Source organism: Actinomadura sp. 21ATH, assembly GCF_041951345.1.
Classification (GTDB): domain Bacteria; phylum Actinomycetota; class Actinomycetes; order Streptosporangiales; family Streptosporangiaceae; genus Spirillospora.
On the sequence record NZ_JBGNUR010000010.1, the window covers coordinates 252,829 to 269,734 of the forward strand.

Sequence of the window (16,906 nt, forward strand, 5' to 3'; positions counted from 1 at the left end):
AGGCCCCCGGGTCGCCCCGGCGCCGCGCGTGCACGGGGCGCGGACATCGGCACCGCGTCGATCGAACGATCGTCCGACCGGTCAGCTACCAGAACCTGCCGGAGCCTTTGCTGGGCCGCCCGAACTCCGCACCCCCCATCCTGAACGCACGGATCTCCTACGCGGCTGGACGCGAGCAGCAGCGGCGACACCGTCCGGCTGTGGAACATCGACATCGGAACCCGATTGACCGTGACACGCCGGCTACTCACGAGCCTCCTGATGCCCCAATGGTGGGAAGCACGGTTGGCCGGTGAGCGACTGATCTGTGAGCCACACACCTGCGAGTGCGTTCGGGTCAGGACATCGCGGCGGTCAGTTCGGCGAGCACCTCCGATGCGGTGGCCGGGTCGAGGTCGCCGAAGGGGTGTTCGGCGTACGGAATCGCACGGGAGTCGTTCGGGGTGTAGTCGTCCAGCCAGATCTCCTTCGTGAACGCGTCGAATTCGTCGATGGCGATCGGGGGGTCCAGGCTGATGTTGAGGGAACGGCCGCCTGGGACCGCTCGATAGAAGGCGTGCTGGAGTCCCGCGTCCATGGGAACGGTGCGATGCCAGCCGAGCCGGTCCAGCGTGCGCGTGCCGACCGTCTTGCCCTGGAAGCGTTCCAGGCGGCGTGCGGCGCGCTCGGCGTCGGTCAGGGTGTGGACGGTGCGCTCCAGCTGCGGGAACGGTTGCAGGATCTCGTACTCGGAGAAGAGCGCCGACCACGCCTCCAGTGACCCGTCCAGGTCGACGGGGTGCGGGATGCCGATGGCGGTGGAGTCCGGGACGGTCAGGACGTCGTCGGCGGCGTTGGCGAACGTGCCGTCCTCGGCGACGCGGAACGCGGTGGCCGTGCCCCGGTCTTCGGCGACCCAGACCAGCCGCCGCACGATGTGGCCGAGCAGGGGATGCCCGACGAGCAGGCGCCGGAAGTCGCAGACCGGCCAGCGGCGCCGCGCGAGCATCGACTTCTCCAGGCGGTGGATCTGGTCGGCGGCCACCATCCGCACGTCCTTCTTGAGGGCGGCGAACCGCTTGTAGGCGGCGGGCGCCAGCTCCGGGTCGTCCTTGGCGCCCGGTTTGGGCAGTGCCTTGCGGGCGGCGCCGTCCTCGTCCCGCACCAGCGGGCGGAGGTTCTCGTCGAAGCCGACGTGGAAGCGGCGCCGCCCGTAGTCCAGGACGAGCCCGCCGGAGGCGTCCAGGCCGAAGTCGGGGACGAGCCGGTCGGCCAGCTGCTCGGAGGTCAGGCCCAGCCCGTCCGCGACCTTCCTCATTCTGTCTTGGGCGTGGTCCCGGAGAGCCTCGAACCTCACCTTCTGCGCGATGCCGTGCAAGTGCATCAGCGCCACGTCCGTGCCGATCTCCGCCAGGATCTCCAGCCCGGCCACGGCCTTGTGGTGACCGTTCTGGCCCGGCCAGGCGCGGATGATCGGGGTGAGCCTGCGAACGGTCTCGTCATCGCCGAGCCATCCCAGCTGCGCCAACGCCCAGTTGTCCTTGGCAGGTGCCCCGCTCTGCTCCCACAACTGGAACAGCGCCCACCCGAACCCGGCCAGCGACCCCGGATCGCACAGCTCCCGGACCACGTCCACGCCCGCGTAGACCTCCTCGGGTGTGGACATGGCCAGCATCGTCAGCACGTGGCCCGTGGCGTCGGCCGGGACCGCATCCTGCCTGCCGCGCAACCGGATCTGCGGCAGCAAGTGCGGACTCGCCCACGTGCCCACGGACGGCATGCGGGCCGGCAGCCGCTCCAGCTCGTCCACCGTCACCAGCGCCTTGACGGCACGCGCGGCCTCGTCACCGTGTGCCCGCGCCGCCGCCTCGGCGATCTCCTCGGCCGGGTACTTGCGGGCCAGGAGCCGCAGCACTTCCTCAGCTTCCCGCCGCCGCGCGCCGGGACGACCCACCGCATCCGGGACCAGCAGCGGTACCGCATCCAGGCCATGCCGGTCGAACCAGGCCAGCGCCACCTCCCGCCGATCCTTGCTCGGCCGGGGCAGGTACCCGGCCATCAACCGCGCCACGCCGACGTCCAGGAACGGCATCAGCACATCGGCGTATTCGACCGGATCGTCCTTGGTCGCCGCCATCGCGGTGGGCAGTCCCTCAAGCTCGAACCGCGCCGCCACCTGCCGTGCACAGCTCATCGCGACATGTCCCTTCGGCTCCCGCATGGGCGGCAGCGACCGGGCCTTGCCCTCGGAGCAGTAGATGATCATGGCTTGCAGCGAAGAGTACGGGATATACCCCTTGGCGATCGCATCGTCGGCGAGCTCGTCCCAGCTCCACCCTTCCGGCTTGCGATCCGAATCGGGCTGCGCCCAGCGGTCCCGCTCGCCGGGCGCCCAGCGCATCGCGGGCCCGGGCGGGGTGAGCCTTGACACCACGCCCGGCTTGGTGGTGCGCGCCCACGGCGGGTCGACCAGGAGCGGCGGCAGCGCGTCCGCCGGGGCGTCCGGCAGCCTGTTGTCGCCGTCGAGCAGCTCGCTGATGACCGGGCGTACCTCGGGCGCCAGGCCGGGCAGAGCCTCGGCCACCAGGTCGCGGTTGGCCTTGACGTGCTCGGTGAGCAGCCTGCCGAGCTGCGGCGAACCGGACGCGGCCGGTGCCAGCAGGCGCAGCGCCCGGACGGGGAAGCGCCGCATCGCGTCGAGCAGCGCAGGCCAAACGATCTTGCGGCCGGTGTGGTCCACCAGGTCGGCACGCTCCACCAGGCCCTGGAAGGCCTCGTCGCTCGGCAGGACCGACAGAACGCTCTTGCGGACGGTTTCCTGGCTGGGGTCGAGGTCGAGCGCCTGGAGGAACAGCGGCGCGATGGCGTCCCCGACCCCGTCCAGCATGGTGATCGCGAGCGACCGGTCCCAGGACCACAGCAACCCTCTGTTCGCCTGGACCGCCCCGATGGCCAGATCGACGTGCCGGGACGACCCCAGCGACGCGAACAGCATCCTCCAGAAGCCCCAGCCGCGGTGGTCGTAATGCTGGGTCGCCGCGAAGCACTCCTCCACCCAGTCGTGCCGGTCGGGCACCATGAAGGAGACCGCCACCCGCTTCGTCGGGGTACGGCGATGCTCCGCCAGCCGCTCCACCACCTCCCGGTACTCCTCGTCGGAGGCGGCCGCCAGCAGGCCGCGCAACCGCGCACCGGTCAGTGGCAGCGCGGTCGACCCGACCGTGTGACCGCGAACCTCCATCAGGTCCTCGATGGCGGCGATCCCGTGGTTGCCCCAGCAAAGCCCGCTGAGCTCGGCGAACGCGCAGGCGGCGAAGGTCAGCCCGTGCTCGCTCACCCAGGCGTCCGCCAGCGGCTTCGCGATCGGTTCCCCGCGCCGGTGGGGAGCCGTGGCCGTGGCGTCGGTCAGCAGGACGGCGACCACGGCCGCACCGAGCGGATTCGCACCGCCGGACACGTACTCGTGCGCCGCCTCGGTCGACTCCGCGCTGACACCGGCCCGCTCGGCGAGCGGTGCCGACGCCTCCAGCTGGGCGAACCGCTCCCGTAAAGTCGCGCTCGCGGAGCGGTCGATCCTAATCCGGGAACCCGGCTGCCCGCCGCGCCGCGGATACAGCGAGCGCCGCCAGGCGGCCGGGAAGTCCAGGGTGTTCTCGTCCGATGCGGTGCTCAGGTCGGTCTCCATGGCTCCTTGCCGAAGATCGGGTACGGCAGAGCAGCGTAGAGGTCACCCGTGACTGTCCAGGACGTCTCCGCGCTACCGAAACACACAAAAAATCGCCGCTCCCGGCCGCCCGCCCGCCCGCCCCAGGAGAATGCCGTCCCGTATGCCGCCGGCGTCGAGCCACGTGCCGGTGCGATCCTCCACGATGCGGAACAGGATCCCGCGGAAGACCAGCTCCTCGGTCACGGCGACGGTGGCCATCATCCCCAGCAGGGAGACCAGGCCGCCCACCGATCCGAAGCCGTCGATGCGGTAGCCACCGAAGACGGCGATGATCGCGATGACGGCCGTGAACATCCCGACCCCGATCAGTGTCCCCCGTCCGAGGCCGGCGCGAGCGTCCTTCGCGGCGACCTCCACCGGCGCGCGGCGCTCGGACCACCGCACCACCTTGGCGTAGGTGAGCACCGCGAGCACGGCTACCACGCATCTCCGGATGCCTCTTCACCGCGCTGAACGCCATTCCCCCGCTGAAACTCCTGGGTCTCGGGCTGAAGGCCAAGGCGATCGGCAAGTCGATCTGGCGCATCGCCACGGGCTACCGGGCGTTCCGCGCCGCCGTCTCCGTCGCCCAGGCGCTCGTCCGCACGATCGAGCGCATGGTCTACGCCGCACGCCGGGTCGAGAGACTGTGCAGATTCAGCAGCTTCGTCCCCGGTACCGATGTGCTCATGGCGGACGGCAGCCGCCGTGCAATCGAAGACGTCCGCGTGGGCGACAAGATCATCGCCACCGATCCGAAGACCGGGGCCACCTCTCCCCGGAGAGTCCTGCGGACCCTCACCAGCACGCCGACGCGTGCGGGGCCGCTCTCATCTCCCGCCCAGGCGTCACCTGGATTCCCGCGTGCCGCGGCCCGGGACTGCTTGTGCCCGGTACCGGCCAATTTCCGCGAAAGTCGCCCACGTATCCCCGCCTCGCTGCTGCCGGGCGATCGCGCGGGCGATCCGTCGGGCCTCGATGGGGTGCTGGCGGAGGTTGCCTTCGATCGCCGGATGGTAGCCGATGAACCAGAGGTTCGTCCCGGATGGGTGTTGGCTGGTGCCGTTGGTGGGCCGCCCGCGGTGGTCGAGGACGTCGAGGTGCCCGACGAGGTCGGTCAGGCCGGGGTGGTAGCCGGTGGCGGCGAGGATGACGTCGGGTTGGAGCCGGGTGCCGTCCTGGAGGACCGCCTCGGCGCGGTCGAGATGGTCGATGGCGCTGACGATGCGCACTCGTCTGGCGGTGAGGTGTTCGACGAAACCTTGGTCGATCGCGACGGTGACCCCGGTGGTGCGCATGCGCTGGAACGGGCCTTGACTCGCGGCGGGCAGGCCGTAGCGGCTGAGGTCGCCGAACGCGCGGTGGGCAACGGCCAGGGCGAGAGCGTCACGAAGCCGTTCGGGCAGGTGGCGCAGTGCGAGGGTGAGCGGGTGGAGCGGTACGCCGTAGAGCTCGCGCGGCAAGATGTTCGGCGGTGTGCGGACGGAGAGCCAAAGCCGGGCGACGCCGGCGTCGACGAGGTGGCCGGCCATCTCGATGCCGGAGTTGCCGGCACCGACGAGCAGGACCTGGGCTCCGGTGAGGTCGGCGGCTCGGTGCAGGTCGCCGACGTGCAGGATCGGCCGCGTGAAGCCCGCCCGCCCGTGCCAGTCGGGCAGTCGGGGGACACGCTCGTGGCCGGTGGCGACGATGACATGGTCGGCGTGGAGCTCCCCGTCGTTCGTGGTGACCTGCCAGCCGCCGGGGGCGGGAACGATCCGCTGGACGTGGACGCCGAAGCGGATGTCGAGGTGCTGCTTTTGCGCATAGCGTTCGAGGTAGGCGATGTAGTCATCGCGGCTGACCCACCGGCCGGCGGAGCGCGGGATGCGCAGCCCGGGCATGTCGGACAGCCAGCGGATGGTGTTCAGGCGCAGTTCGCTGTGGCGGTGCCGCCAGGAGGTGCCGACGGCGTCGCCCTGTTCCAGGATGACCGGGTCGATCCGGTACCGCCGTAGTGCGGCTGCGGTGGCGAGCCCGGCTGAGCCCGCGCCAATGATGACCACGGTGGTCGTCACGTCGCCTGCCCCGCGGGCTTTCCGGTGAACCCGGCACGACCCAGCAGGGCGAAGCCGAGAGAGAACAGCGCCGCGCCGACGACTTCGAGGATCTGGATGAACGGTGAGCGTGGGCCGGCGGCGAAGACAAGCAGGCCCCCGGCCCAGTAGGTCAGCGCGCCGGCGCCGAGCAGCAGCCCGGGCAAGCGGGTCCCGCTGCGTATCAGCGCCGTGGCGAGCAAGGCGTGGCCGGCCGGGAAGAGCAGTAGTGCGGGCAGGGCGAGCAGCGCGCCGACCGGGTCGAGATCGACCGGCGTGTGGACGAGTTCAGGTGCGTATCGGGCGGTGACCGGGTTGTGCGAGCCGTCGTAGACGATCAGAGCGAGCCAGGCGAGCGTGCCCGCGAGCGCCGCGCTGAGGGATGCCGGAAAGCGGTGCGAGGCGGCTGCCAGGCAGGTGAGGGTGATCGCCTGCACGGCCAGGCCGATGGCCTGGATCGCATGGGTGATGCCGTACACGTCGCCGGCCTCGGCGACGCCGTGGCCGTCGCGGGCCGGATGCAGGATCGTCCCGGCCAGGAACAGGATCGCCCCGACGATCGCGGTCACGGTCGTCAGCGAGGCGGGGCGGCGGCTGTTCATTGTGGCCGTTGGTGGGCGGGCATGGGTCATCGGTGTGTCCCTTCTGCGGAGTCCGGCGCGGCGGATGAGGGGTTCGGACGTGGCGACGTGAAGGCGGGCGGGCAGCCGAGGAGGGCCCGGGGCGCCGCCCCGGGAAGCCCGCCCTCCCGGCGTCTCTTTTCGCTAAAGTAGCGCTCTAGTGATTGGAAGTTACGCTAGAGTGTCGCTCTAGTCAAGGGAGGTCATGTGACGGCACGCCCCAAGGCCGGCGTTCGCGCGGCGAGGGCCGCCCAGACCCGCGCCCGCATGCTCGCCGCCGCCCGGGAGTTGTTCACCGACCGCGGCTACACCGCGACGACCATGCAGGCCATCGCCGAACGGGCGGGGGTGGCCGTGCAGACGCTGTACTTCACGTTCGAGACCAAACGAGCCATACTCAAGGAACTGCTCGACGTCGAGGTGGCCGGCGACACGGCACCGGTCGCCACCCTCGATCGCCCCTGGGTCGCGCAGGCATTGGCGGCACCACCCGCCGAGATGCTGCGTCGCCTTGCCCAGGCCACCGCAGAGATCCACGCCCGCGTCGCGCCGGTCTTGGAGGTGGTTCGATCAGCAGCCGCCACCGATCCCGAAATCGCCGAGTTGTGGCAGACCAACATCACGCAACGGCACACCGTCCTCGCCGTCTTCACCAGAGAGCTCGCCGCCAAGGGCGGATTGCGCGCGGACCTGGACGCCAGGCGGGCAGCCGACATCGCCCTGGCCGTCCTCGCGCCCGAGACCTATCACTTGCTCACCCGCGAACGTGGCTGGACCCGCGAAGCGTGGATGGACTGGGCCGCCGGTGTGCTGACCGACACCCTCCTTCAGCGGATGGCCTGACGGTCAGAGCAGACCCGAGCCCGGCGGCCCAAGGCGGCGAAGCCGGTCGGCAACGATCGGCTCCGTGCCCATGTCCAGGACCGGTCGTCCGGTGACATTCGCACTCCAGACGGGAGCATCGCTGCGGGACCATGGGTGCCGGAGTGGAAGGCCGCAAAAGCCCCGGCGACGGGACCGCAGCCGGGTGAGGGGCCGGGGAGCCACTGCGGCGCGAACCGACCGCCTGCGCGTGCAGCTCAGGCCGGAGTTCCGGGGACGGGTTCCGGGACGCCACGACCTGGGCGTTCGTGCCACGACCGGGCCCCATTCGCGGGTTTCCGGGTCGTGCACCGACTCCGCTGCGAGAAATGCCGCTGCCCTTCCACCTCGGCGTGGAAGGGCAGCGGGGATGGCGTCTCAGTCGCTCTTGACCTGGGTGTTCTGGGCGGCGGCGATCTTCCATTCGCCGTTGTCCTTGGCCAGCACGTAGAGCGGCCGGCCCTCGGGCGCGCCGGGCAGCGGACGGCCGTCCAGGTCGATCGGGCGCTGGTGGACGTTGACGGCGGCCACGTCGTGGCGGATGAAGAGGATGCGGACGACCTCGTAGGAGGCGGTCGAGTCCTTCATCGCTCCGGGCAGAACCTTGTGCGTGAACTCGCTGATGGTCTCCCAGCCCGCCAGCCGCATGCCGTGGGAGGTGGTCCATACCGGATCCTGCCTGCGGAACAGTTCCATGAACGCCTCGGGCAGTTCGTTCTGCTGCGCGTGCTCGACTGCGGCCACCAGCGTGACGATCGCGTCGATGTCGGCTTGCTGGTCGGTGGCGGCGCCGAAGACTTCGATGCTCATTTTCTGCTCCTTCGATAGCTGCTGTCGTCAGATGAGTCGGTGTCCGGAGAGAGGCGGCAGGCGGGCCCTGCCAGGCTCAGTGGTAGGAGCCCTCGCGCAGGTCGGTGACGGCGTCGGGGTGTCGGGGCTGCCACCCCAGCCGGTCGCGTGCCCGCTGGCCGCTGACGGACTGGTCGAGTGCCAGGGCATCGGCGAACAGCGTGCCGAGCTGCTCTCGCGCCTGGTCCAGCGGCCAGACCTGCGGCTCGCCGAGGACCCCGGCGGCCTGGCCGGCGGCGATGGTCAGTTCCCGCACCGGGACCGCCTGCTGGGTCACGCCATGCCACAGCGTTCCGGCGGGCGCTTGCTCGGCCACCGTGGCGAAGAGGTCGGCCAGGTCGTCGATGTGGACCATCGGCCAGCGCACCGCCGGATCAGCGACGATCCGGGGCGCGCCGTGCTTGCGCGCCAGGTCGACCAGCAGGGCGGGGATGCCGCCGCCGCGGCCGTGCACGATGCCAGGACGGATCACGGTGGCGCGGACGCCGTCCTGGGCGGTGGCGAGCACCTGGCGTTCGATGCCGGGTCGGTATCCCACGATCGGGATCGGGTTGGTGGGCATGTCTTCGTGGGCGGCCGCCGCCCCGGTGGCGCCCAGGACCCAGACGCCGCTGGTGTAGACGAACGCGCGTCCGGTGCCGCCTAGCGGGTTGGTGAGCGCGGCGATGGCCGCGGCGTCGGTGGCGGCGTCACCGGTGGGCGTGGCCAGATCGATCACCGCGTCGATGTCGGGGGTGACCGCCGCGGTGAGCGAGCCGGGGTCGGTCAGGTCACCCAAACGCCGTTCGTACGGTCCTTCGGGCCGGTCGCCGCCTGGGCGGACGAGTTCCACCACCTCGTGCCCTTTGGCCGACAACCTCTCGGCGACGGCCGACCCCACGTAACCGCGAGCCCCAACGATCAGGATGCGCATGGCATGCTCCTTGCTCGAAAATTTCGATGTCGAAATCTTAATCACCAGTGTTTCTAGACGTCAAACTCTTGGACGGCGAGGAGTTAGTCTGTGGGCGAAGCACCCCGAGCAGAAGGGACGACCGTGACGGACACGACCCAGCAGGACGGAGTCGATGTGATCCTTCGGGAGTGGCGGGCGGTGCGGCCCGACCTCGACTGTTCTCCCATGGCGGTCATCGGCCGCCTGTCCCGGGCGTCACGGCTGCTCGAACGCGCCGTCAAGGACGAGTTCGCTCGGCACGGCCTCGAGCCCTGGGAGTTCGACGTGCTGGCCACACTGCTGCGCTCCGGCCCGCCCCACGTCCTCACCGCCGGGCAACTGAGCACCGCGGCCATGGTGAGTTCGGCGGCACTGACGAACCGGGTCGACCGGCTGGTGGACAAGGGGCTGGTCGACCGCCAGGTGGACCCTGCACATCGGCGCCGGGTCCTGATCTCCCTGACCGCACAGGGCCTGCGCCTGGCCGACCAGGTCGTCGAACACCACCTCGCCAACGAGCGCCGGCTTCTCGAACACCTGTCGGACGCCGAACGCGATCAGCTCACCGCGCTGCTACGCCGCCTGCTCATCTCCCTCGGAGACAGCGGACGGCAGCCGGCCGACACCTGAGCCCCGGGCACGCCCCGTCCACAAGCCCACCGTGTTCCGCGCTCGCCCGGGTCGAGTGGGCGCTTCGGCCTTCCCCGGTGAGCTTGCCGGCCCCTGCCGAGCTCTCCGGACCGCGGGGAGTGGCTGGGTGGCGCCGCCGGGTCAGCACCGCGGTGGGGGCCGTCGCCGCCTCTGAGGGCCCGACTCTGAAGGCGCTCATGATCAACCGTGCCGCCGACGACGGACGGCGTAGGCGACGGTCACCGCCGCCAGCAGCGGTCCCCAGGCGAGCAGCGGCGCGTAACAGACGTAGATGATCACGAGCTTGGCGCCGTGCGCCTCCTCAGGGTCGCCCGTGCCAAAGCCGTTGAAAAGCTTCGCCCAGGTCACCATCAGCGCGACCGAGCCCAGCGCGGCCGGGATGACCACCGCGAGCGGACGGATGCGCCGCCCCCGCAGGACCGGCACCCACCGCGGCCAGATCTCGCCCCACGGCCGGACCAGTCCCAGGCTCAGGAACGCCACCGCCTCGGCCGCCACGGTCAGCACGACCACGTAGGCCAGCAGCTCCGGTTCGCCCTGCGGGTCCAGGGAACCGGTGAACCCTGCCGGGAGGCCGAGCGCGAACAGGATCCGCCAGATGCCCGACGGCAGCGCGCACCACATCGTCGCCTGCGCCGCCCAGTCGGCCCAGCGTGGCACCGGCCCGCTCATCCCGGAGTACACCGAGTCCGCGTGGCTCGCGGGCTTCGCCCAAGTCGTGGCGGGCGGCGCCTCGGTGACCGCGGTCATCGCGCGCTCCCGGTGCTCCGCTGGTCGGCCGCGCCGTTCTTGGACCCGTCCATGGAACCGGAGCCTGGGCCGGTGGCCAGCATCGCCCCCGCAATCAGCGCCGTCAGCGCGGCAACCATCAACAGCTTGACCTTGAGCCCGGTCTTGATCCGAGACATGGCGTCCTCTCGTGAACGGTGAACCCGTCCGTTAGAAGATCGCCGTTGCCCGTCCGCCGGACCTCCCCCGCGAGAACCACTGTTCTCCCCCGGACGGGCCAATCCAGGCCCCAGGTCGGGCCGTGTTGCCGTGTTCGCAGGATCCGCTGTCCTGCGGGCGCGCTTGTGAACGGACACGCCCTTGGTCGCCGAGCCGCCGCCGCGCCCGCCGCTCGCTTCGCCATGCCTCGCCCTCCGGCGCGTTCCAGACGGTCGCGGACAGCCAGATCACCGGCGCGCCGGCCAGGAGGTGGGACTCGCTGCTCAGCAGCGAGTCCTCGAGATGGCCCGCGATGCGGTGATGGACGGTCCCGAGGCCGGTGCCGGGCAGGAGTGCTGCTCTTGGTTCGGCCCGCATGAATCCTGCTCGGCGTCCGCCACGGCGGCATCTGAGCTTCACGCGTCGGTGCCACGGAGACGGCCTCGACCGCCTCCGTGGCACCGATGTGGTTGGCGATGGCTCCAGCGTTATCGCAAACGCGTCCTGGTCGACCACGCCAACATCGTCGCCGGCGGCGAGATCACCAAGCAGGCGCGCGACTGGCTCGGCCACGCCCTGGACGCCCCACAACGACGAGTCAGCCCGGTAGGACACCCACCCTCGCCGCGTGGATGACGACGTGGCTGAACACCATCGCCATCCGCAGGGTGAGCACGTCCACGATGGACAGCACTTACCGGCCGAAGGTCGAGCAGTGGATCATCCCCGGACTAGGGCACCACCGCCTTGACCGTCTCCGCCCGGAACATCTGGATGCCTTCTACATGTGGTTGGCCGAGCAAGGGTTGGCGGCTAACACCATCCTCCAGATCCACCGCATCCTGTCGCGCGCTCTCAAGGTCGCCGCACAGCGCGAAGTCGTCGCGCGCAACGTGGCCACTCTTGTGGACGCGCCGCAGGCCGAGGAGACACGCTGACCGCTGCGCAGGCTCGGAAGCTCGTGACCATGGCGAGCGAGCAGCGCAACGGAACGCGCTGGTCGATCGCTCTCGCTCTCGGCCTGCGCCAGGGCGAGGCCCTGGGCCTGCGCTGGAAGTACGTCGACCTTGAGAAGGGCGTCATCAAGGTCCATTGGCAGATCAAGTTCAAGTCGTACCGGCACGGGTGCGAGGACGCCCACGCGTGCGGCGAGCGGTTCCACCGCTGGCCCTGTCCGGACGACTGCCCCAAAGTCAAGCGCACGTCCGGCCGGCGCCACGTCTGCCGGGTACGGTGCGCCGCCAGATGCCGCCAGCACGCCAAGGGGAAGTGCCCCAAGCTCTGCCCGCCCGACTGCACATCACACGCCCGTTCGTGCCCGGAACGGGTGGGGATGGGAGTTCATTCGGCCCAAGGGCAAGCGCAAGCGAGAGATCCCGATCCCGCCGCCGCTGCTGCTTGGGCCGCTCAAGGCGCACAGGGCCGCGCAGGAGGCCGAGCGGGACGCCGCTGGCGACGACTGGCACGACTGGGACCTTGTGTGGAGCCTGCCGGACGGCCGTCCGATCGAACGGCGGTCCGACTGGGGCGCGTGGAAAGCCCTCCTGACGGCCGCGGGCATCCGAGCCGACGCCTAACGGCTCCATGACGCCCGGCACACCGCAGGGACGCTACTGGGGGAGCAAGGGGTGGACATCCACGTGATCCAGCGGATTCTCGGCCACGCTCAACTCAGCACCACGCGCCGCTACACCCACCCCACGGACGGGCTCACGGCGGGCGCCATGGGGCGGATCGGGGCCGCGCTCTGGGGCTGATCTAGGCCGAAGTGCAACCCGAACTGCAACCGGGACGAGAGAGGGCGGGCGCCGGGTACGGCGTCCGCCCTAGTCAACGGTGGTGGGTCGCGTGGGACTCGAACCCACAACCTACGGATTAAAAGCGCTTAGACATCCGGATACCCAGGGGTAGATGGTGTTGCGCCGTGCCGTTCCGTCCGCGTACGGCCCGATTTCGGTGTCGGGCTGTGTCGCCGGGTGCCGTCCTGTACCGATGCCGCCGAGCCAACAACGAGCCAACATGGACCCGCTGGCCGTCCGCTCGCCATGGCATGCCTTCTCCAGAAGGCGCGGACGCATTTACTCCTCACGCGCGGGGGTTGGTCCGTATCGGAACAGCAAGCTCCAGGGCCTTCGTCTTGCGGGGCCAGGCTTCTGTGCCCTCGAAGGCCGAGGGGCCGAACACTCACTGGAGTGACCCCGGTCCCTCGACCCTGTGGCCCAATCGGCAGGCAGGCCGATGACCCCGGATGGAGGTCCGGCCGGCGGATGACTCGACGTGCTCGGCTGCCGGACGGGCGGGCGGTCAGGCGGGTACGGCTCCTACCAGGCCTCCGTCGATGACGAGGTCCTGGCTGTTGATGTAGGACGCGTCGGAGGAGGCGAGGAAGGCCACGGCCGCCGCGACCTCGTCGGGGCGCCCGAAGCGGCCGGCGACGATCCGGTCGGTGACCGCCTGCGCCTCCGTCGGGCTCAGTGCCGCGGCGGGATACATCGGGGTGTCGATGTAGCCGGGGCTGACGGAGTTGACGCGGATGCCCCGCGGGGCGAGTCCGGCGGCGAGGGTGCGGGCGAGGTTGTGCGCGGCGGCTTTGGTCGCCGAGTACAGGGTGAGGACGCTGTTGCCGCGGTGGAGGGTCCAGGACGCGTTGATGACGATCGAGCCGCCGTCCACCAGGAGCGGCAGCGCCTTCTGGACGGTGAAGAACACGCCCTTGAAGTTGACGTCGACGCCGTGGTCGAAGTCCGGCTCGGTGATGCGCTCGAAGGGGAGGAAGGTGCCGGTGCCCGCGTTCGCGAACAGGCTGTCCAGGTGGCCGTGACGGTCCCGGACCGTGTCCATCAACGCGCTCACCGCGCCGAGGTCGGCGGTGTCGGCCACGGCGCCCGAGGCGTTGGGGCCGAGGTCGCGGACGGCGGCGTCCACCCGAGCCCGGGTGCGGCCGGTGACGATGACCTGGGCGCCTTCATCGGTGAGGCGGTGCGCGGTGGCCAGTCCCATGCCGCTGGTGCCGCCGGTGATGAGGACGGTCTTCCCGGTGAAGCGGTTCATGCCGGTACTCCGATCAGGGCGTGGGCGATGTGGTCGCAGAGGCGGGGCAGCCAGTCGGGCCTTGCGTTGCCGAGCAGGTGGTCGCCGTGCCGGACGGACAGGTAGGTGCCGTGCGCGAGGCGGGCCAGCGGCTCGCCGTTCGTCACGCCGGGGATGGCGTCCTGTTCTCCGTCCACGACCAGCAGCGGGGCCGCGATGCGGGGCGCGAGGGCTGCCAGGTCCACCTGGCGGGCGAACCCGCGGGCCGCGTCGGGACCGCCGGTGCGGCCGGTCATGATGTCCCTCACCGGCGGCGGCAATGCGTCCCAGTCGAGGCGGAAGGGGCCGCTGACGGTGGCGACCGCCGCCACGCGCGGTTCCAGCGCTGCCGTGCGCGCGGCGAAGTAGCCGCCGAGGCTTAGACCGACGAGTCCGATGCGGGTGACGCCGAGGGCGTCGATGACCCTGCCGACGACCTGCTCGTAGTCCGGCCTGAGGGTCGTCGTGGCCGCGAGTGCGCCCTGCCCGGGGCCGTCCATCGCGAACACCGCCAGTCCTCTGGCCAGTAGCGCGGCCGCCAGGTCGAGGAACTCTTCCTTGGCCGAGTCCAAGCCGGGGACGACGACCACGGTGGCGGGCGCGTCGGCGGGGCCGCGCAGCCAGCCGGTGAAACCCTCTCCGCTCACCTCCCGGGCACCGGGCTCCAGCAGTGTGATCGCCTTGCCCTGGGCGCGGTCCGCCGCGGCGGCGGCACGGGCGGCCTCCGCGTACGGCGCCAGTGTGGCCAGGTGGAACCACCGGGCCGCCGTCAGCAGGTGCTCGCCCGCGGAGACGGACGAGCCCGCTTCCTCCGCGCGCCGCAGGTAGGCGTTCCCGGTGCGCGTGAAGGCCGGGCCCCAGTCGGTGACGGAGGCGAGGCCGTCGGTGACGCGTCGGTATTCGTGGGGGTCGACGCCCGCGCCGGTGGCGCGTGTCCACTGCGCGGCGGCGAAATCGGTGACGCTCACATCGCTCCTTCGGTCAGCAGGACGGCCTTGCCGCGTATCCGGCGCTCGCGCAGGTCGACCAGGGTGGCGGCGGTCTCGGCCCAGTCGGCGGTCCGGCCGATCTCCGGGTGCAGCCGGTCCTGTTCCACCAGGCGCACCAGGGCCGCGAGGTCCGAGCCGTAAGGGGCGCCGGCGTAGTGGAAGTGCTGGATCATGACCCGCTCGGGTCCGTTGAGCAGATCGAAGAAGTCGAGGGTCACCGGAGTGCGGCTCGCCTGCCCGAACCAGACCAGCAGCCCGCCCGGACGCACCTTGGACAGGGCGATCGGCAGGTCCGGACCGCCCGTCGACTCCAGCACGATATCGAACGGCTCCCGGGCCGCCGCGACGTCGTGCACCACCTCCGCGCCCAGCTCCGCGAGCCGCTCGCCCCGCGCCGGCGTGGCCGTCACCGCGGTCAGCTCGGCCCCGGCCCCGGCGGCCAGTTCCGTGACGTAGTGGCCGACCCCGCCCGAGGCACCGGTCAGCAGCACCCGCCGGCCCGCCAGGGAACCGGCCGTGCGCAGCAGCCGCAGGGCAGTGATTCCGGCCAGCGGCAGGGCCGCCGCCCGGACGCTGTCGACGCCGTCCGGCAGCACCGCGAGCGAGTGCGTGGGAACGGCGGCGTACTCGGCCCAGCCGCCCCGCGCCGGATGCCCGACCACGCGGGCGCCGGTGCCGGGTCCCGAGCCGTCGGCCGCGGCCTGCACGACGAGCCCCGCGACGTCCTTGCCGGGCAGCAGCCCCGCCCGGGGATTCTCCAGCAGGAACGTCTCGCCCCGGTTCGGCGCGAACGCCTCGACCCTGACCAGCGCCTCACCGGGCTCCGGCACAGGCTGGGGAGCATCGGTGAAGGCGACCGGGCGCGCCGCCTTCCCCGTCGGAATCAGTCTTCGCATGCCGCGTATGCAACCCCCGCGGCCGCCCCGCGATCCAACAACAGCCGGAAGTATCCGACAACTATCGGTTGTCACCTATGGTGAGAGCCATGGATCTCGACCTGGCGCAGGTACGTGCCTTCGTACGCGCCGCCGAGGAACTGCACTTCGGACGGGCCGCCGGGACGCTCGCCATCTCCCAGCAGGCACTGTCCAAACGGATCGCGCGACTGGAATCGCTACTTGGGACGCGACTGTTCCAGCGCGGCGGCAACGGGATACTCCTCACCGAAGCCGGCCAACGGTTCCTCCAGCCGGCCCGGCAGATCCTCGCCGCCGCGGACGCCGGCGTCGCCGCGGCCATCGGGCAGGACCGTTCGCTGCGCATCGACGTCTGGGGCCACCTCTACGCCCCGATGCGGACACTCGCCCAGGTCGCCGGACCGGCCGGGGACCTGGAACTGGGACACGGCCGCGATCTGCCGGCGGTGACGGCGGCATTGCTGCACGGCGACATCGATGCGGCTTTCGGTCGCGTCCACCCCCCGCTGCACGCCGGGCTGGCGCACCGCCTCGTCCGCCTCGAACCGGTGGACGCCGTACTGAGCACCGACCACCCGCTCGCCGCCGAACCGGCGCTGCGACCGGACCAACTGCGCGGCAGCCTGCTGTGGGTGCCCGGCACGCTGGACCGGCTCGACTTCCTCCACCAGTTCGCCGACCGATTCGACATCCCGGACAGGGCCGCGGGCATCAACCTGGGGCTCGTCCACTTCCTCACCGAAATCGCCGGCGACCCGCGACGCTTCTCGCTGCTACCCGCCGACGTGCCCCTACCGGAGATTCCCGGGCTGTCTTCCGTCCCGCTGGTCGACCCCACGCCGCTGTACGCCTGGTCGCTGCTGTGGCGCACCGGCAACGGCCACCCGGGCCTGGACGGCCTCACCGCCGCCTGTGCCGCGGAGGCCGGACGCAGCCGATGGCTGGAATACGACCCGACCCGCGACTGGCTGCCCGAACCTCCAACCAACCGCCCTCTGGCAGAGAACCGCACAAGCGGATCGGCGAGAACACTAACCGCCCGGACGCCCACATCGGCGCCCCACGCCCCTCGAAGGTGATTGGTGAGCTGTACCGGCTTCGGTGATGGAGCCAAGCCAGGAGGACCGCGCGCCGCGCTGGTCCGATGCGGTGGTGGCGTGCTCGGTAGGTCAGTCTGTCGCCGTCCGTGATGGCCGAGGCATCTAGGGCCTGTTTCAAAGTTGATCAGAGCCATTCGTTGATGGCGGCGATGTGGACGGTGGCCTGGTAGCGGGCGGCGAGCTTGTCGAACCTGGTGGCCAGTGCCCGGTGGCGTTTGAGCCGGTTGAT

15 protein-coding genes and 1 pseudogene are annotated in these 16,906 nt (G+C 71.0%); 5 read left to right on the top strand and 11 right to left on the bottom strand.

The features are described from left to right. Positions 1-337 precede the first annotated feature (337 nt). The 4 genes from ACA361_RS27375 to ACA361_RS27390 all read right to left on the bottom strand — a co-directional run bounded on the left by ACA361_RS27375 (position 338) and on the right by ACA361_RS27390 (position 6,329). On the bottom strand, positions 338-3,664 hold the full coding sequence (locus tag ACA361_RS27375) for a DUF4132 domain-containing protein (RefSeq protein ID WP_375016434.1): 3,327 nt from the start codon (positions 3,662-3,664) through the stop codon (positions 338-340). A gap of 72 nt (positions 3,665-3,736) precedes the next feature. Continuing rightward, complete coding sequence (locus ACA361_RS27380; protein WP_375016436.1) at positions 3,737-4,120, bottom strand: type II CAAX prenyl endopeptidase Rce1 family protein; 384 nt, start codon at positions 4,118-4,120, stop codon at positions 3,737-3,739. Between the two features lie 413 nt (positions 4,121-4,533). Beyond that, complete coding sequence (locus tag ACA361_RS27385) at positions 4,534-5,742, bottom strand: flavin-containing monooxygenase (protein ID WP_375016438.1); 1,209 nt, start codon at positions 5,740-5,742, stop codon at positions 4,534-4,536. Beyond that, entirely contained in the window at positions 5,739-6,329 is a 591-nt protein-coding gene (locus ACA361_RS27390) for a hypothetical protein (RefSeq protein WP_375016440.1), read from the bottom strand. Before ACA361_RS27390 ends, ACA361_RS27385 begins: the two co-directional genes overlap by 4 nt. Positions 6,330-6,587: 258 nt before the next feature. On the opposite strand from ACA361_RS27390, the gene ACA361_RS27395 reads away from it, so the two are divergent. Then, positions 6,588-7,223 (top strand): TetR/AcrR family transcriptional regulator, encoded by a 636-nt coding sequence (locus ACA361_RS27395; protein ID WP_375016442.1) that lies wholly within the window; start codon positions 6,588-6,590, stop codon positions 7,221-7,223. A 396-nt stretch (positions 7,224-7,619) separates the two neighbouring features. Here ACA361_RS27395 and ACA361_RS27400 read toward each other — a convergent pair whose 3' ends face one another. After that, positions 7,620-8,051 carry an SgcJ/EcaC family oxidoreductase gene (locus ACA361_RS27400; RefSeq protein WP_375016444.1) on the bottom strand — a complete coding sequence of 144 codons (432 nt, stop codon included), beginning with the start codon at positions 8,049-8,051 and terminating at the stop codon, positions 7,620-7,622. Positions 8,052-8,127: 76 nt separating this feature from the next. Further along, positions 8,128-9,003 (bottom strand): NAD-dependent epimerase/dehydratase family protein, encoded by an 876-nt coding sequence (locus ACA361_RS27405; RefSeq protein ID WP_375016446.1) that lies wholly within the window; start codon positions 9,001-9,003, stop codon positions 8,128-8,130. A gap of 123 nt (positions 9,004-9,126) precedes the next feature. Between ACA361_RS27405 and ACA361_RS27410 the strand changes: the two genes are divergently transcribed. Next, a complete protein-coding gene (locus tag ACA361_RS27410) occupies positions 9,127-9,654 on the top strand; it encodes a MarR family winged helix-turn-helix transcriptional regulator (RefSeq protein ID WP_375016448.1) in 528 nt (175 codons plus the stop codon). A gap of 201 nt (positions 9,655-9,855) precedes the next feature. Here the strand turns inward: ACA361_RS27410 and ACA361_RS27415 are convergent, their stop codons facing one another. Continuing rightward, positions 9,856-10,425 carry a hypothetical protein gene (locus tag ACA361_RS27415; protein ID WP_375016450.1) on the bottom strand — a complete coding sequence of 190 codons (570 nt, stop codon included), beginning with the start codon at positions 10,423-10,425 and terminating at the stop codon, positions 9,856-9,858. Continuing rightward, positions 10,422-10,583, bottom strand: a complete 162-nt coding sequence (locus tag ACA361_RS27420) for a hypothetical protein (protein ID WP_375016452.1) — start codon at positions 10,581-10,583, stop codon at positions 10,422-10,424. The genes ACA361_RS27415 and ACA361_RS27420 overlap by 4 nt, the downstream gene beginning before the upstream one ends. 495 nt (positions 10,584-11,078) lie before the next feature. Here ACA361_RS27420 and ACA361_RS27425 point away from each other — a divergent pair, with 495 nt between their 5' ends. Together ACA361_RS27425 and ACA361_RS27430 are read left to right on the top strand one after the other, a co-directional pair. Beyond that, positions 11,079-11,540, top strand: coding sequence for a hypothetical protein (locus ACA361_RS27425; protein WP_375016479.1), 462 nt, complete (start codon positions 11,079-11,081; stop codon positions 11,538-11,540). 657 nt (positions 11,541-12,197) lie between these two features. Then, positions 12,198-12,359: pseudogene (locus ACA361_RS27430) on the top strand (tyrosine-type recombinase/integrase); the annotation flags it as partial. A 547-nt stretch (positions 12,360-12,906) separates the two neighbouring features. On the opposite strand, the gene ACA361_RS27435 reads toward ACA361_RS27430, so the two are convergent. From ACA361_RS27435 to ACA361_RS27445, 3 genes are read right to left on the bottom strand one after another with little or no spacing between them, the layout of a single operon-like run. Further along, positions 12,907-13,653, bottom strand: coding sequence for an SDR family NAD(P)-dependent oxidoreductase (locus tag ACA361_RS27435; protein WP_375016454.1), 747 nt, complete (start codon positions 13,651-13,653; stop codon positions 12,907-12,909). Next, positions 13,650-14,639, bottom strand: coding sequence for an alpha/beta hydrolase family protein (locus ACA361_RS27440; RefSeq protein WP_375016456.1), 990 nt, complete (start codon positions 14,637-14,639; stop codon positions 13,650-13,652). The genes ACA361_RS27435 and ACA361_RS27440 overlap by 4 nt, the downstream gene beginning before the upstream one ends. Next, entirely contained in the window at positions 14,636-15,556 is a 921-nt protein-coding gene (locus ACA361_RS27445) for a zinc-binding dehydrogenase (protein ID WP_375016458.1), read from the bottom strand. The genes ACA361_RS27440 and ACA361_RS27445 overlap by 4 nt, the downstream gene beginning before the upstream one ends. A gap of 89 nt (positions 15,557-15,645) precedes the next feature. Between ACA361_RS27445 and ACA361_RS27450 the strand changes: the two genes are divergently transcribed. Further along, the gene (locus ACA361_RS27450) at positions 15,646-16,656 is read left to right on the top strand and encodes a LysR family transcriptional regulator (protein ID WP_375016460.1); all 1,011 of its coding nucleotides are present in this window, start codon (positions 15,646-15,648) and stop codon (positions 16,654-16,656) included. The last annotated feature ends 250 nt before the right edge of the window (positions 16,657-16,906 follow it).

What these genes read in the sequence shown, in the direction of transcription:
- ACA361_RS27375 (WP_375016434.1), bottom strand. Translation starts at nt 3,664, where the DNA reads ATGGAGACCGACCTGAGCACCGCATCGGACGAGAACACCCTGGACTTC.
- ACA361_RS27425 (WP_375016479.1), top strand. Translation starts at nt 11,079, where the DNA reads ATGGCTCCAGCGTTATCGCAAACGCGTCCTGGTCGACCACGCCAACAT.
- ACA361_RS27445 (WP_375016458.1), bottom strand. Translation starts at nt 15,556, where the DNA reads ATGCGAAGACTGATTCCGACGGGGAAGGCGGCGCGCCCGGTCGCCTTC.
- ACA361_RS27450 (WP_375016460.1), top strand. Translation starts at nt 15,646, where the DNA reads ATGGATCTCGACCTGGCGCAGGTACGTGCCTTCGTACGCGCCGCCGAG.
- ACA361_RS27405 (WP_375016446.1), bottom strand. Translation starts at nt 9,003, where the DNA reads ATGCGCATCCTGATCGTTGGGGCTCGCGGTTACGTGGGGTCGGCCGTC.
- ACA361_RS27420 (WP_375016452.1), bottom strand. Translation starts at nt 10,583, where the DNA reads ATGTCTCGGATCAAGACCGGGCTCAAGGTCAAGCTGTTGATGGTTGCC.
- ACA361_RS27400 (WP_375016444.1), bottom strand. Translation starts at nt 8,051, where the DNA reads ATGAGCATCGAAGTCTTCGGCGCCGCCACCGACCAGCAAGCCGACATC.
- ACA361_RS27435 (WP_375016454.1), bottom strand. Translation starts at nt 13,653, where the DNA reads ATGAACCGCTTCACCGGGAAGACCGTCCTCATCACCGGCGGCACCAGC.
- ACA361_RS27415 (WP_375016450.1), bottom strand. Translation starts at nt 10,425, where the DNA reads ATGACCGCGGTCACCGAGGCGCCGCCCGCCACGACTTGGGCGAAGCCC.